At 69.2% G+C, this 13,393-nt stretch carries 7 protein-coding genes; 2 read left to right on the top strand and 5 right to left on the bottom strand.

Annotated elements, in window-relative coordinates:
• Nucleotides 1–9: 9 nt before the first annotated feature.
• On the bottom strand, nt 10–6,483 hold the full coding sequence (locus STRIP9103_RS36655; RefSeq protein ID WP_009332127.1) for an RHS repeat-associated core domain-containing protein: 6,474 nt from the start codon (nt 6,481–6,483) through the stop codon (nt 10–12).
• A gap of 400 nt (nt 6,484–6,883) precedes the next feature.
• Here STRIP9103_RS36655 and STRIP9103_RS52280 point away from each other — a divergent pair, with 400 nt between their 5' ends.
• Nucleotides 6,884–7,951 (top strand): phage baseplate protein, encoded by a 1,068-nt coding sequence (locus STRIP9103_RS52280; RefSeq protein ID WP_009332140.1) that lies wholly within the window; start codon nt 6,884–6,886, stop codon nt 7,949–7,951.
• A 13-nt stretch (nt 7,952–7,964) separates the two neighbouring features.
• Here STRIP9103_RS52280 and STRIP9103_RS36645 read toward each other — a convergent pair whose 3' ends face one another.
• Nucleotides 7,965–9,878: an AMP-dependent synthetase/ligase gene (locus STRIP9103_RS36645; protein WP_009332137.1), complete on the bottom strand. Its 1,914-nt coding sequence runs from the start codon at nt 9,876–9,878 to the stop codon at nt 7,965–7,967.
• A 279-nt stretch (nt 9,879–10,157) separates the two neighbouring features.
• On the opposite strand from STRIP9103_RS36645, the gene STRIP9103_RS36640 reads away from it, so the two are divergent.
• A complete protein-coding gene (locus tag STRIP9103_RS36640; protein WP_009332123.1) occupies nt 10,158–11,234 on the top strand; it encodes a MaoC/PaaZ C-terminal domain-containing protein in 1,077 nt (358 codons plus the stop codon).
• Between the two features lie 116 nt (nt 11,235–11,350).
• Here STRIP9103_RS36640 and STRIP9103_RS36635 read toward each other — a convergent pair whose 3' ends face one another.
• From STRIP9103_RS36635 to STRIP9103_RS36625, 3 genes are all read right to left on the bottom strand, one after another.
• Nucleotides 11,351–12,082, bottom strand: coding sequence for a TetR/AcrR family transcriptional regulator (locus STRIP9103_RS36635; protein WP_009332130.1), 732 nt, complete (start codon nt 12,080–12,082; stop codon nt 11,351–11,353).
• A 61-nt stretch (nt 12,083–12,143) separates the two neighbouring features.
• The gene (locus tag STRIP9103_RS36630) at nt 12,144–12,584 is read right to left on the bottom strand and encodes a DUF4229 domain-containing protein (protein WP_048821633.1); all 441 of its coding nucleotides are present in this window, start codon (nt 12,582–12,584) and stop codon (nt 12,144–12,146) included.
• Nucleotides 12,585–12,746: 162 nt separating this feature from the next.
• On the bottom strand, nt 12,747–13,271 hold the full coding sequence (locus STRIP9103_RS36625; protein WP_009332128.1) for a GNAT family N-acetyltransferase: 525 nt from the start codon (nt 13,269–13,271) through the stop codon (nt 12,747–12,749).
• Nucleotides 13,272–13,393 lie beyond the last annotated feature (122 nt).

The raw sequence follows: 13,393 nt of genomic DNA, 5'->3' as shown, positions 1-13,393 counted from the left end.
CTCCCACTCCTAGATGTACTTGGGCACGTATTGGCATTCCGACGGCCACGGGCACGGATTCTGCCCGGTGAAGACCTCGTAGACGTCGTACCACCACATGAGCTCGCCCAGAACGCCTGCCCCGCGCAGCAAACCACGTCCCGCGCCTCCGAGACGGGAACCGGACTCGGGGACCGTGGTGCCGGTCTTGCCCGAGCCGGTCTCCCCGCTCGGCGCCTTCGGCGGCGCCGGGGGCTTGGGCCCGAGCGTCCCGTCGGCGCGGCTGTAGGTCTTCATGTAGTCCTTCTCGGCATTCGTGATGTGCACCGCGTCCAGCGGCAGGTTCTCGGGCAGGGCCTTCCCCAGTGCCTCGGCCTGCGCCTGGGTGAGGTGCTTGCCGTTGACGGCCACCTCGCTCGCCTGGTTCGCCTTGCCCTCAATGGTCTCGATCATCGACTTGGTGCCCGTCTTCCCCGGATCGGGGGTGTAGATGTCCACCGCCGTCACCTTGACGAGTCGCCCGTCCTCCCAGGTCAGACGTACGAGGTCCGCCGTGCCGTTGCCTCGCTTCTGACCCTTGATCGGGTTCACCGGGCGGTACTCCTCGCCCGAGCCCCCACCGCTTCCGTCGGAGAACTTTCCGCTCTGCTTGAGCTTGTCGTTCAGGAACTGGCGAGTCTCCTTCTCCTCCAGGTAGGTCCTGGCCTTCTTGTCCTCCCCGACGCGGTACCTGTTCCCTTGCGAATCGGTGATGATGGTGGCCTGGAATCCCTTGTCGTATTTGATCTCGGGCGGCCCCGGCAGATACACATCCGGCGACGGGGCCGGGAAGAGCCCGCTGGGATCGATCGAAGCGACCGGGTTGTTGCCCGAGTAGCTGTAGGCGTTGAGGTTCTGCGGTGTGTACGGCGCGGTGATCGGGTCGGCGCTCAGGAAACGGCCGAGTGATCGGTCGTACATGCGGGCGCCGAGGAACGAAAGGCCCGTGTCGCCGTCCTCCGCCTTGCCGAGGAACCCGCGGTCGGTGCCGCTCGGCAGTCCCTGGCTTCCGCGCTGGGCGCCGAAGGGCAGGTACTTGCGGCGCGCGGGGTTGCCCGTCGCCGTGTCGACGGCCAGCTGGGTGGACGCCTGCTGGTCCGCCATCATCCAGGCCAGCTTGCTGCCGCCGCCGTCGATGGCGACGCGCATCGCGACCATCGTGCCGCCGTCGGAGTAGTAGCGGGTGGCCTTCGGCGTGCCGCCGCTGCCCGTCTTGCGGATCTCCTGGTCACCGAGGTAGAGGACGCTGTCGGTGCTGCCCTTGCGGATCAGCAGGTTGCCGTCCGCGTCGTAGACGTAGGAGGTGGTCGACGCCCCGGTCGTACCGACGAGCCGCTGGAGGTCGTTCCACAGGAAGGTGGTCGTCTGCCCGTCGACGGTGCGCGTGATCATCTGACCGGCGTCGTCGTACGTGTACGAGTCGGTGCCGGTGGCCGTCTTGACGCTGCTCACGGCGTGCGGACGTGCCGCGCCCGGGGTGTACGCCGACTGGTCGGCCGAGTAGCCGGGGTAGACGTAGTCGCGGACGCTGCTGCCGGAGGCCGTGGTGCTGGTGACCTTCTGCAGGTTGCCGATGCCGTCGTAGGTGTAGTCCAGCTGGTACGGGTCGAGGTTGCTGCTCAGGTCCGGTGCGAAGGGGCCCGCGCAGCCACTGGTGCTCTGTGTGGTCCAGGCCCGGGACAGCCGGCTGAGCTCGTCGTAGGTGTAGCACTGGTGCTGGCCGGTGAGCTTGTCGGTCAGATCCGTGATCCGGCCGCCGGCGTCGCGGACGTACTCGTCGTTCTGGACGGTGCCCTTGGTACTGGTGGTCGTGGTGATGTTCTTGAGCCAGCCGGTGCCGGTGGCGTCGTCGTAGGTGTAGGACCGATTGGCCGTGGTGGTTGTGGTGGCCGCCGTTCCGTAGCTGCGGCCGGTGAGGCGGCCCAGGGCGTCGTAGTCGGTGGCGCTGACGTACGTGGCCAGGGCGCTGGACACCTTTTCGGGCAGACCGAAGGCGTCATAGCCGGTCGTGACGGTCTCGGCGGGCAGCCCGGCCGTCGCGGGGTAGCTGACATCGGTCATGTGGCCGGCGGTGTCGTACGCGTAGCCGACGCTGTAGGTGCCCTCCAGTCCGGAGCCGTCCGCCGGGATCACCACTTGGCTGCCGGTCGGCTGACCGTTGACGTCGTAGCCCGTCACGGCGGTGGTGTAGGCGTAGCCGCCGGAGTAGGACGTCGAGGTGGCCTGCAGCCCGATCCCGCCCGGAGCGGTGTCGTAGGTCCTTCGGGTCAGGACGGTGCCGTTCTTCTCCACGGCGACCGGCCGGTCGAGGTTGTCGTACTTGTGGGTGATGACGGCGTTGTTGCCGTTCTTGACGGTGTCGATGTTGCCGTTGCCGTCGTAGGCGACCGTGGTGGTGCCCATGTCGGGGTCGACGCTGGTGAGCCGTTCACCGAGCCAGTTGTAGGTGTAGGTGGTGATGTTGCCCTTGGAGTCGGTGATCTTCGACAGATCGCCGTTGCGGGTGTACTCGTAGGACGTCGTGTACGTCGACGGACCGAACTCGACGACCTTGCTGACCTGCCCGAACACATCGGTGTAGGTGTTCGTGCGCTCCCCCGCCGCGGGCACGGTGGTGGTGTAGTCGCCGTGGTAGCCGGTGATCGTCTGGCCCTGGGTCTGCGCGTCGCCCTTCACCATGATCCGGGACTCGGTGGTGCGCCCGGCGAAGTCGATGACCAGGTCGGTGTAGGACGGCAGGCTCGCCACGGTCGGCAGCACCATTCCGTCGGTCCCCGCCACGCCCGAGTTGTAGAACGGGGCGCTGGTGCCGGTGACGTTGCCGGAGGTGTCGTAGCGGGTGGAGACCACGGTACGGCCGCTGCCGCTCGGCGCGGGAACCTGGGTCTCGCGGGTCCGGCCGAGCCCGTCGGTGAAGGTGTAGTTGGTCAGCTTCGTGGAGTCGGACTGCAGAACCTCCGTGGTCACCTTCGGCGGGACGGTGGAGACCAGGTCGGGGACGCCTTCGCTGTTGTCCGAGACGGTGATGTCGTACCGGAACTGGATCGACGGCGTGCCACTCGGGTAGTTGGCGATCTCCGAGGGGCGGAACACCTGGACCGTGCGGCCCACCGAGTCGGACACCATGCGGGTGGTCCGACCGTTGGCGTCCAGGACCCGGTAGGGGCTGCCCCACAGCCTGGAGTACCAGGTCGTGCTGCTCGTCGCCGTGCCCGGTCCGTCGCCGTCGGGGTCCGGCTTGGTGACCTTGACACCGTTCACCGGCCAGGACGTCGCCGGTTGGTACGTCGTCGTGGTGGTGTTCTTCTTGGCGTCGGTGGCCGTGATCTGCCGGCCGCCCTGGTCGTACGTCGCCGTGGTCTCGCGGTAATGGTCGGCGTCGGTGTACGCGCGGACCGCCGTGGCGAGGCCGTCGACCGGCTTGTTGGCGGTGACCGAGGTGGCACCGTCGTACAGCGTGACCGCGTAGCTGTCCTGGTTGGTCGATGCCCGGGACGCGCAGTCGGCGGCGTAGTGGCGGGTCTCGTCGGGCAGCACCATCCAGCGCTGGACCAGCGAGTCCGGGAAGTAGTCGGTGTTGTAGGCGCGGCCGTAGGTGGTGCACCGGTTGTCGTCGGTGTCGGACAGGCCCCAGTCGTTGGTGCGCAGGGGCAGGCCGTACTTGGTGGAGGCCGGCTCGGCGGTGTCGTACTCGTCCTTGACGATGTGCTCGCGCCAGCCGGCGGAGGTCAGCTCGTGCGTGGTGGTCTTCGACTCGCGCACGAAGCGGGCGTCGGGCAGGCCGTCGTACTGAGCCGTGTCGTAGACCCAGTACTCGTGCCACACGCGCTGGTGGGACTGACCGGAACCGTCACGGTTGCTGGTCTCCAGGACCTTGCCGCGCAGCCAGGCCGAGTCGGTGACCGGCGCTCGGCCGCTGTCGCCGTCGTCGACGGTGACGCTGCGGGTGGCCGACGGGTCGGTCTTGGAGGTGCGGTCACCGTCCATGCCCCGGTACAGCCAGTAGTAGGTGGAGGCCGCGTTCGACTTGGTGCCCGTGTGGACCTCGACCTGCTGGTAGCCGCGCCAGTCCGTCCAGGACTCGTTCTCGTCCTTGGTCAGCGGGTCATTGGGAAACGCCCAGGCCGGCTTGCCCACGTAGTCGTACGTGGTGGTCATCACCGGGTCGCCGTCGTTGCCGGAGCCCGCGCCGGGGCCCGGGTCGACGCTCACCTTGGCGACGACGTACTTCTTGAACCAGCCCGTCTGCTCCGTGGTGGAGCCCTCGGGCACCCAGCGCTGCTTGAAGCAGGCCTGGGTGTTGTTGGACTCCGTGGGCGGGTTGTTGATGTCGCAGGCGTCCTGGTCGTCGTAGTCGCGGTAGGTGACGTTGACGAACGAGCCCAGGTCACCGTGGATCTGGGTCACCCGGCGGAAGTTCAGAACACCGCCGCCGAGCTGGTTGTCCCGCCACTCACCGTTGATGTTGATGGTCGGCAGGGTGATGTCCTCGCCGTCGCCATAGCCCTTGCGCTGGACGTAGTCCAGCCACAGGTTCGCGTCGACGACCCCGTCGGGGTTGGGCAGCCCGTACTTCATCTGGTACTGCATCGCCGGATCCCACGGCGAGGAGTCGTCGTCCCGGACGAACGTCTTGACGTCCCACAGCATCTTCGTGGCGAAGAACGTCGGCGAGTACGTCTCACCGGTGATGGTCTTGCAGCCGTTGTCGGCGTTGGTGCCGTCGCAGATCAGGTCGGTGGGCACGTCCGGGTAGGAGTCCGGGTTGGAGGAGATGGCCGGGCAGTCCATGTTCTGAGTGGACTCAGTGGCCAGCGGGTCCTTGTACGCCATCCGCTCCACACAGCGGCCGACGTAGTTCAGGTCGACCCTGGCCGGCAGCTGAGCCCCCGGGATCTGCGACGCCCAGCCGTACTCGATCCGCACCGGGTACGCGGCGGAGTCGTAAGGGCGGGCCTGGTCGGTGAGGAGCACGGAACGGTAGTGGTTCTGCTCCTTGTCGTAGAAGTAGGCGGTCTCGACCTCGCTCTGGTCGACCACCCGGTCCAGACCCCACCGATAGGCCTGCGTCGTGACGCCGATACCGCCGTTGTAACCGGGCTCGCCCGGGTCGTTGCCGAACACGGGCACCGTCAGCACCGAGTTCGTGGCGGTGCTGTCGCGCTCGGAGCGGCCCCAGCCGAAGTAGTAGCGCATGCCGTCCTGGGTGGAGATGACCCAGTACTCGTCGTCCGCCCCGTGCCCGCCCGTCAGGTGCTGCACCCGCCAGCCCGGGTCGTCCTCGACGTGGTACGAGCCGGTGCCGTTGCCGTCCTGGACGAGAGTGGAGGAGACGCCGTTGAAGTTGATGACATACACGGCGCCGTCGGGCTCGTTCGCCGTGTTCGGGGAGTCCCAGCACAGGTCACCGACCCAGCCGGAGCCGGTTCCGTCGTCCTGGCAGGACCGGTAGCGCCGCTCGATGAAACCGACACCGCCCAGCTCCCAGCCCAGACCCGCCCAGTTCGCCTGCGTGTTCTGGGACGAGGTCATCGCGTCCACGGACTGCGAGTTGTACGACAACGACAGCGACGGCGCGCTGCCCGCCGGCGGCCTGGGCGCCTCGATCGGCAGGTTGTACGTGAACGCGCCGGAACCCGTGGAGACGTTCCACGACCCGGACGGCTTCAGCGACGAGGCCCGGTAGTCACCCGCCTCGGACGACGAACCGGAGGTCACCGCGTACACCGTCGCGGAGGAGGTGGTGGCCATGGTCGACCGGGAGACGGACAGGTCCGAGCTGTCCTGCAGGACGGGCTGGTCGGCGGCGGGGTCGCCGTCGGCCTGCACCGTCGCGGTGATCGTGCCCTTGGCCACGTCGTTGGAGACGGGCACCGGCTTCGCCTTGCCCGGCGAGCAGCCCTTCGCCTTCGGCGTGGTCAGCGCACACGCGGGCAGGGCCACCAGCCGCAGCCGGGAGGCGAAGTTGCCGCCGTAGGCGTACTTGAAACCGGAGTAGTCGAACGTGACCTGCACCGGGCCGGCGGTGGCCGTGCCGTCCCGCCGGGTCACCTGCACACCCAGCCCGACGCCGCCCACCGGCGACAGCCGCTTGTGGTCCAGCACCTTCACATCCACCCGGGCGGGCACGGACGACCGGGAGGACTGGGCACGGAACCGCGCGGTCGCCGGGGCCGGGCCCACGGAGACCGCCGCCTTGCGCTTGTCGTCCGTACCGGCGGGGGTGATCGGGACCTTCTTGCCCGTCTTCAGCCCGGTCAACGACACCCGCGCCTGCGCCGCCTTCGGCCAGACGGTACGCGCGGGCTTGGTCGGGGTGGCCTCCGCGCGGTCGCGCGGCACGGCCCCGGCGGACTGGGCCGGGACGTTCACCGGCGGCTTACGGGAGGCCTTCGAAGCCTCGGCGGCCGACGCCGCGCCCTGAACGACCGGCGCCGTCAACAGCGATGCGGTCAGCGCCGCCACCAGTGCCCACGAACCCCGAACGCCGCCTCTGCGAGCCACCCGCATGCCACGTCTGCGCGTCAGTCGCACGGACCATCCCCCACCCAACCGGGCCGGGGCGCCCCCGGCACGTCAACGAACAAAACCCGCCGCCAGGAGGAATGCAGCATTCGCACCAGAAGACGATCAGGTCATCGGTGGACGGTAAATGGTCCCTCATCAGCCGAGGTAGCCCCACAAAATCGGATGATCCGCACGAACGGTTTATTCACACCCTCTTTACAGATGTGACTTGCCCCACATCGGGAACCAAATCGCGACCAGGCGTCTGACCTGCGAAGACGGGTCTGGTGCGGCAGGGCGTCGAGATGGTTGAATCCAGCGGCCGTTTGCACGCAACAAGGGGGAGGCTTCCAGCGACATGAACGCCGACACAGGCAGACCGAGCCGCAGACAGATACTCAAGCGCGCCGCCGGCCTCACCGGCGCGACCCTGCTGGGCTCCGCCGTCCTCTCCGGCGCCGGCACCGCCGCCGCGGCCGTGGCCACGTCCAAGCGCTTCGACCTCACCGACCCCTCCGACGAATGGTTCCGCGAGATCCTGCTCCAGGACACGCGGATCCTGCAGTCGTTCTCCTTCGACAACACCAACAAGCACCTCTACACGGCACAGTTGGTGCAGGAAGGACGCCAACTCCCGGGCGAGACCCGGACGTACACGGGCACCGAACGCGAAACCAACGGCGACCTGTGCATCACCCGCCTCGACTGGCAGGGCTACGTCATCGGCCGCATGTACCTCAGGGGCTTCGGCCACGGGGTCTCCATCGCCGCCGAACCCTCGGGGAACAGCGCGTACCTGTGGACGGAGACCGATTCCGTCCCCGACAGCAAGAACGTCGGCTACGGAACGAAGATCGCACGCTTCAAGTTCGCCAACGGAGCCGTGCTCACACCGGACTCCCACCTGGTGACCAGGTTCGACCCCGTACCCGGCTCCGACCACAACACCGTCGCCATCGACCCCGTCAACAGCCGCCTGGCACACCGCCACCGCGTCAGCGGCACCTGGAAACTCGGTCTCCACGACCTGGCGACGTTCAAAGCCGGCACCTTCACCCCACTGGCCACCATCACCCAGCCGGCCGTGCTCACCGACCCCACCTTCCAGGGCTACACCTCCCTGGGCCAGTACCTGTACACGCTGGACGGAAACGCCTACACCTACGACTCCACCACCGGCAACCGGACCAGCGACAACAACACCTACGTCACCACCATCGACTGGAACACCGGAACCGTCGTCGAACGCGCGCTCACCAAAGCGGGCGAGAGCCTCTTCTACCGGGAGCCGGAAGGGCTGGCCATCCAGATCCCGGACATCTCGAACCCCGCCGCGGCCCGCCTGCACATCGGGTTCGGCTCCGAGGAATCCCTCAGCCAGACGGACAAGAAGGCCAGCTTCTACTACAAGGACGCCCTCATCTGAGCGCCGCGGCGCCCTACCTCTCGTACAGTCCCTCGATCTCCGCCGCGAACGCCTCCTCGATGACCTCGCGACGCAGCTTCATCGACGGGGTCAGGTGGCCCGCCTCCTCCGTGAAGCCGCCCGGGACGACGGTGAAGCGGCGGATGGACTCGGGGCGGGAGACCAGACGGTTGGCCTCGTCCACCGCCCGCTGGAGGACCGCCAGCAACTCGTCGTCGTCAGCGAGGAGTTCCGGGGGGACGGCGTGTTTGGCGTTCATCTGGCGCCAGTGGGTGATGCCCTCGGGGTCCAGTGTCAGCAGCGCCGTCACATAGGGGCGGCGGTCACCGATCACCATGGCCTGGGCGATCAGGGGGTGGGAGCGGAGCCAGTTCTCCAGCGGGGCCGGGGCCACGTTCTTGCCGCTGTCGGTGACCAGGATCTCCTTCTTGCGGCCGGTGATCGTGAGGTAGCCCTCTTCGTCCAGCTCGCCTATGTCACCGGTGGCGAACCAGCCCTCGGGGCCCGCCGGAACGACGCCGCCGGCCTGGGGATCCCAGTAGCCGCGGAAGATCTGGCCGCCGTGGAGCAACACCTCGCCGTCGGCGGCTATACGGACCCGCGTGCCGGGGAGCGGCCGGCCCACCGTGCCCAGGCGGGGGCGGACGGGAGGGGTCACCGTGACGGCCGCGGTCGTCTCCGTCAGGCCGTAGCCCTCGAAGACGTCTATTCCGGCGCCCGCGTAGAAGGCGGCGAGGCGCCGGCCCAGCGGGGAGCCGCCGCAGATCACGTAACGGACCCTGCCGCCCAGGGCGTTGCGGATACGGCGGTAGACGAGGGGGTCGTAGAAGGTGCGGGCCGCCTTCAGGAAGGCGGTCGGGCCGGGGCCCGTGCCGTGCTGCTCGGACTCCAGGGCCTCGCCGTAGCGGCGGGCGACCGCGGCGGCGCGGTCGAAGGACGAGGCGCGGCCCATGCGTTCGGCGGAGGCACGGGCCGTGTTGAAGACCTTCTCCAGGACGTAGGGGATGAGCAGGAGGAAGGTCGGGCGGAAGGATTTGAGATCCGCCAGCAGGTCCTCCGTGCGGAAGCTCGGCGAGTGGCCCACCCGTATCCGCGCCCGCATACAGGCGATCGCCACCATGCGGCCGAACACGTGCGCGAGGGGGAGGAAGAGAAGCGTGGACGCCTCCTCGTCCGTCTTCGCGCGGAAGATCGGGTAGAGGAGGTCGATCGCGTTGTCGACCTCCGCGAAGAAGTTGCCGTGGGTGAGGGCACAGCCCTTGGGGCGGCCCGTCGTGCCCGAGGTGTAGATCAGGGTCGCCAGGGTGTCGGGGCCCAGCACCCCACGCCGTACGGCGATTTCCTGGTCGGAGACGTCCCGGCCCAGTTCGGCGAGGCGTTCCACGTGGCCCTTCTCGAAGACCCACATGTGGCGGAGGTCGGGGAGGCGGTCACGTTCGGGGCCGAGGGCGGCGGCCTGGGACGTCGACTCCACGGCGAGCGCCACCGCGCCCGAGTCCTGGAGGATCCAGCGGGTCTGGAAGACGGACGAGGTCGGATAGACGGGGACCGTCACCAGGCCCGCCGCCCACGCCGCGAAGTCCAGCAGTGTCCACTCGTACGTCGTCCGCGCCATGATCGCGATACGGTCGCCCGGCATCAGCCCCTCGGCGACCAGCCCCTTCGCCACGGCGAGCACCTCGGCCGCGAACTCCGCCGCCGTCACGTCCCGCCAGCGGCCCTCGGCGTCCCCGCCGGTGCCACCGTCCTTGCGGCTGAGGACCACCGCCTCGGGGTCGTGGTCCGCGTTGTCGAACGGGATGTCCGCGAGCGAGCCGTACGTCACCGGCGTGGCCAGCGCGGGGACGTACGCCTCCCGCACGGCGCCGTCCAGTCGCTTCAACTCGGGTTCCACAAGCACGGGTTCGGTGCGGTCGCGGCTGGACACGGGCGGCTCCTGGGCGTTCGGCGTGCCCGGATCGTACGGGGTTGTTGTGTGAGGTTTGTGTGAGTGTGGAGGTGGTCCGGGGATGGTCCGGGGCCAGGGATGTGCAGTGTCGCCGGTCACTGCCGTGCAGGTCAAAGGGGTGCCAAGTTACCTGAGGGTCGTTCAGCTCCCGATCCCCGAGCCGTCCTCCATCGCCACTTTTATCGACACTTACCTCGGGTAACCTACTGTCGAGTAAGAAGATGCAGCAGGCAGGAGAGCGGAAGGGGAACCCGTCCCATGCACACCCTCACCCTCACCGGCTCCCCCTCCCTCGGCCCCCTCTTCACCCGGGGCGCCCTGTTCTCGCCGGGCAAGAACCGCAGACTGTCGGCGACACCCGGACTGCCCGGACTCCCCCGCCTCGTCCTCCCCGGCGTCCGGATCGACCTCGCCCGGCTCGCCGCGTACGAGCGGGTCTGCGGCTTCCCCACCGGCGAGGACGCCGTGCCGCTCACCTACCCGCACATCCTCGGCTTCCCGCTCGCCATGCGGCTCATGTCCGACCGGGACTTCCCGCTGCCCCTCCTCGGGCTCGTCCACACCTCGATCGAGATCACCCGGCGTCGGGCGCTGCCTGCCACGGGGGAGTACGAACTGTCCGTGTACGTCGATGAGTTGAGGGCCCATCGCCGTGGCACCGAGGCGGTGGTGGTGACCGAGGTACGGGACGGCAAGGAGGGCTGGGACTTCGAGGAGGGCAGGAACCGCGAGGAGGGCGAGGGCGACGGGATCAGCGCCGGTGGGATCGGCGGAATTGGCGGGATTGGCGGGATCGGCGGGATCGGCGGGGAAGAGGTCGCCTGGGAGTCGCGGAGCACGTATCTCGCGCGGCATCGGACCACCGGGTCCCTGCCGGACGAGGCCGGCGGGGGCCGGCAGTCACCGGTGCACGGCGGAGCCCGACCGTCGTCCGTGGCCGAGCGTGAGCCGCTGCCTGCCGTCGCCGAGTGGCGGTTGGCCGGGGACGTCGGACGGCGGTACGGCTCGATCTCCGGGGACCGGAACCCCATACATATGCATCCGCTCGGCGCCCGCCTCTTCGGCTTCCCCCGCGCCATCGCCCACGGCATGTGGACGGTGGCCCGCTGCCTCGCCGAACACGGCACACCCCCGGCGACGCTCGTCCACGCCGACTTCAGGGCACCGGTCGCACTCCCGGGCACGGTGACGTACGCGGCGGACGGACGGGCCCGGGGCGACTTCGAACTCCGGAGCGGCGGGCTACCGGTACCGGGCGAAGGTCTGGCGGGGACGGGCCTGGCGGCGGGGGGACGCGTCCACGTGACCGGGAGCGTGTACCCGCTGCTCCCCTGAGGGACCGCGACCGCGATCCTCACCGACTGCGGGGGCTCAGCGACTGCAAAGGCTCAGCGGCTGCGGGGCAGCACCGGCCTGAGGGGTCCCACCGACTGCGGGTCGCGCCGACACGGTCACGGCTTCTCGGTCGGCGTGGCGATGTCGGCCGCGGGGGTGGCGATGTCGGCCGCGGGCGGGTCGGCGTCCACCGCGGGCGTGATGATGTCGACCGGTGGTGACCACGGGCGGCCCTCCATCAGGTCGCCGAGGCCGGACCAGGCGAAGTTCATCAGGGTGGCCGCGGCCTGGCGGGCGGTGATGCCGGGGGTGGCGTTGGCCCAGGCGGCGAGGGCCTCGGCCGCGCCGACGAGGGCCTCGGCGAGGCCGGCGACCTCGCGTTCGGGGAGGGACGGGTCGCGGCGGGCCTCGCGGGCGGCGACCAGGATCAGCCCCGTGACGAACGCCACCATCTCCTCCCGCATCGCGGCCACTTCTTCGGCGAACGGTTCGCCGTGCGTACGGGCCTGGAGATGCAGTACGGCCCAGCCGTCCGGGTTCTGCGCGGTGTGCGTGAAGAACGCCCGCAGCCCTTCCCAGAGCTGGCGGTCGGCGGGCAGCCGGGGGTTCACGCCCGCGCGTACGGCGGTGGTGAGCGCCTTGGCCTCACGGCGGATGCAGGCGGTGAAGAGGTCTTCCTTGGAGTTCAGGTACAGATACACCAGCGGCTTGGACACGCCCGCCAGTTCGGCGATCTCGTCCATCGACGCGGCCCGGTACCCGCGCTGCCCGAAGGTCCGCACGGCCGCGTCCAGCATCTGCTGTTCCCGCATCGCACGAGGCATCCGTTTGCTCTTCACAGCACCCATGCGAGCAAGCGTACGGTTCGGCCACCGGGAGAGATCCCGTCAAACCGCCGGGGAGGTCTCGTTACGAAGCCCGGCCCGACGTGGACCGGCCGACCTCGGCGGGCTCACCGGCCTTGTCGCCGCGCTCGTCGGCCGCGTCGACCGTGTCACCGCTCGCGGCGCCCTCAGCACGCGCCTTCTCCTCGGCCTTGTCCGCCTCGGCGCGCTGACCCCGCGCCGCGTCGTCGGCCTCGTCCTCCTGGCTGCGGTTGGCGGCGAGGTTGGACTTGACGCGGTTGATGCGCTGGTCGAGGTGGGGAGCGATCTTGGCGGAGGCCCGGTCGCGCTCCTTGCGGAGGGCGACGAAGCTGATCGGCGCGGAGAGCAGCAGGGAGAGGAGGACCATCCACATGCCGTTGGATGCGCCGAGGCCGCGCGGGGCGACACCGGCGTAGACGAGGCCCCAGACGACCACGAGGCAGCCCACGAAGATCCCGAGGCGCATCAGTGTGTAGCGGAGCATCTCAATCCACTCTTCCGTTTCCGTTCCGGACGTTCCCAAAGGGCACCGTCCAGTGAAGCACGGCCGGAGTGGGATCTTGCAGTGGGGTGTGGGGCACGGCGAGCGAGGTTCACATCTGGGGGAGGATCACGTCAGTGGTGGGGCTCACGTCAGTGGTGGGGCTCACGTCAGTGGCAGCAGCATCGTGATGTCGTCGCGGTGGTCGTCCGGGGCGACGCGGATGGCGGCCGGGACGCGGCCCACCTCCTTGTAGCCGCAGGACGCGTAGAAGTGCTCCAGGCCGAGGCCGCCGCGGCAGCTGAGGCGGATGGCCTCGATGCCGTCGAAGCCGCGGGCGGCTTCCTCCGCCGCCGCCAGGAGGTCGCGGCCGTATCCCCTGCCCTGGTGGGAGGGGTGGACCATCACCGTGTACAGCCACACCCAGTGGGTCATGAGCCGGTGTGTGTTGAAGCTGAAGAACGCCGTGGCCGCGGGCTTGCCCTCCTCGTCGAGGCCGACGAGGAGGCGGTGTCGGCCCTCGACCATCGCGACCAGGTGCTTCAGCAGCTCCGGGCGTATCTCCTCCACGGACACGGGCGGTACGAATCCGACCGCTCCTCCGGCGTTGGACACGTCCGCCCAGAGGGTGAGGATGCCGTCGCGGAGGGTGGGGGTGAGGGGTGGGTCCAGCTGGAAGGTAAGGGGCATGGACCGAGGCTAGCCATTACACCAGCGATGCTTCAAACGGTTTCTCGCCCCCGCCGCCCCTACCCGTCCCATCCCCCAAGGGCTGCCGCCCCTTCGACCCCGCCGCGCATGAGAGCTCGGTC

This window comes from Streptomyces ipomoeae 91-03 (assembly GCF_000317595.1).
Lineage (GTDB): Bacteria > Actinomycetota > Actinomycetes > Streptomycetales > Streptomycetaceae > Streptomyces > Streptomyces ipomoeae.
Note: the sequence above shows the minus strand (reverse complement) of the source record. Positions and strands in the feature narration are given on the sequence as shown.

Bases quoted from the DNA above. Each gene is read 5' to 3' on its own strand.
- STRIP9103_RS52280 (WP_009332140.1), top strand. From the start codon at position 6,884: ATGAACGCCGACACAGGCAGACCGAGCCGCAGACAGATACTCAAGCGC.
- STRIP9103_RS36640 (WP_009332123.1), top strand. From the start codon at position 10,158: ATGCACACCCTCACCCTCACCGGCTCCCCCTCCCTCGGCCCCCTCTTC.
- STRIP9103_RS36635 (WP_009332130.1), bottom strand. From the start codon at position 12,082: ATGGGTGCTGTGAAGAGCAAACGGATGCCTCGTGCGATGCGGGAACAG.
- STRIP9103_RS36630 (WP_048821633.1), bottom strand. From the start codon at position 12,584: ATGCTCCGCTACACACTGATGCGCCTCGGGATCTTCGTGGGCTGCCTC.
- STRIP9103_RS36625 (WP_009332128.1), bottom strand. From the start codon at position 13,271: ATGCCCCTTACCTTCCAGCTGGACCCACCCCTCACCCCCACCCTCCGC.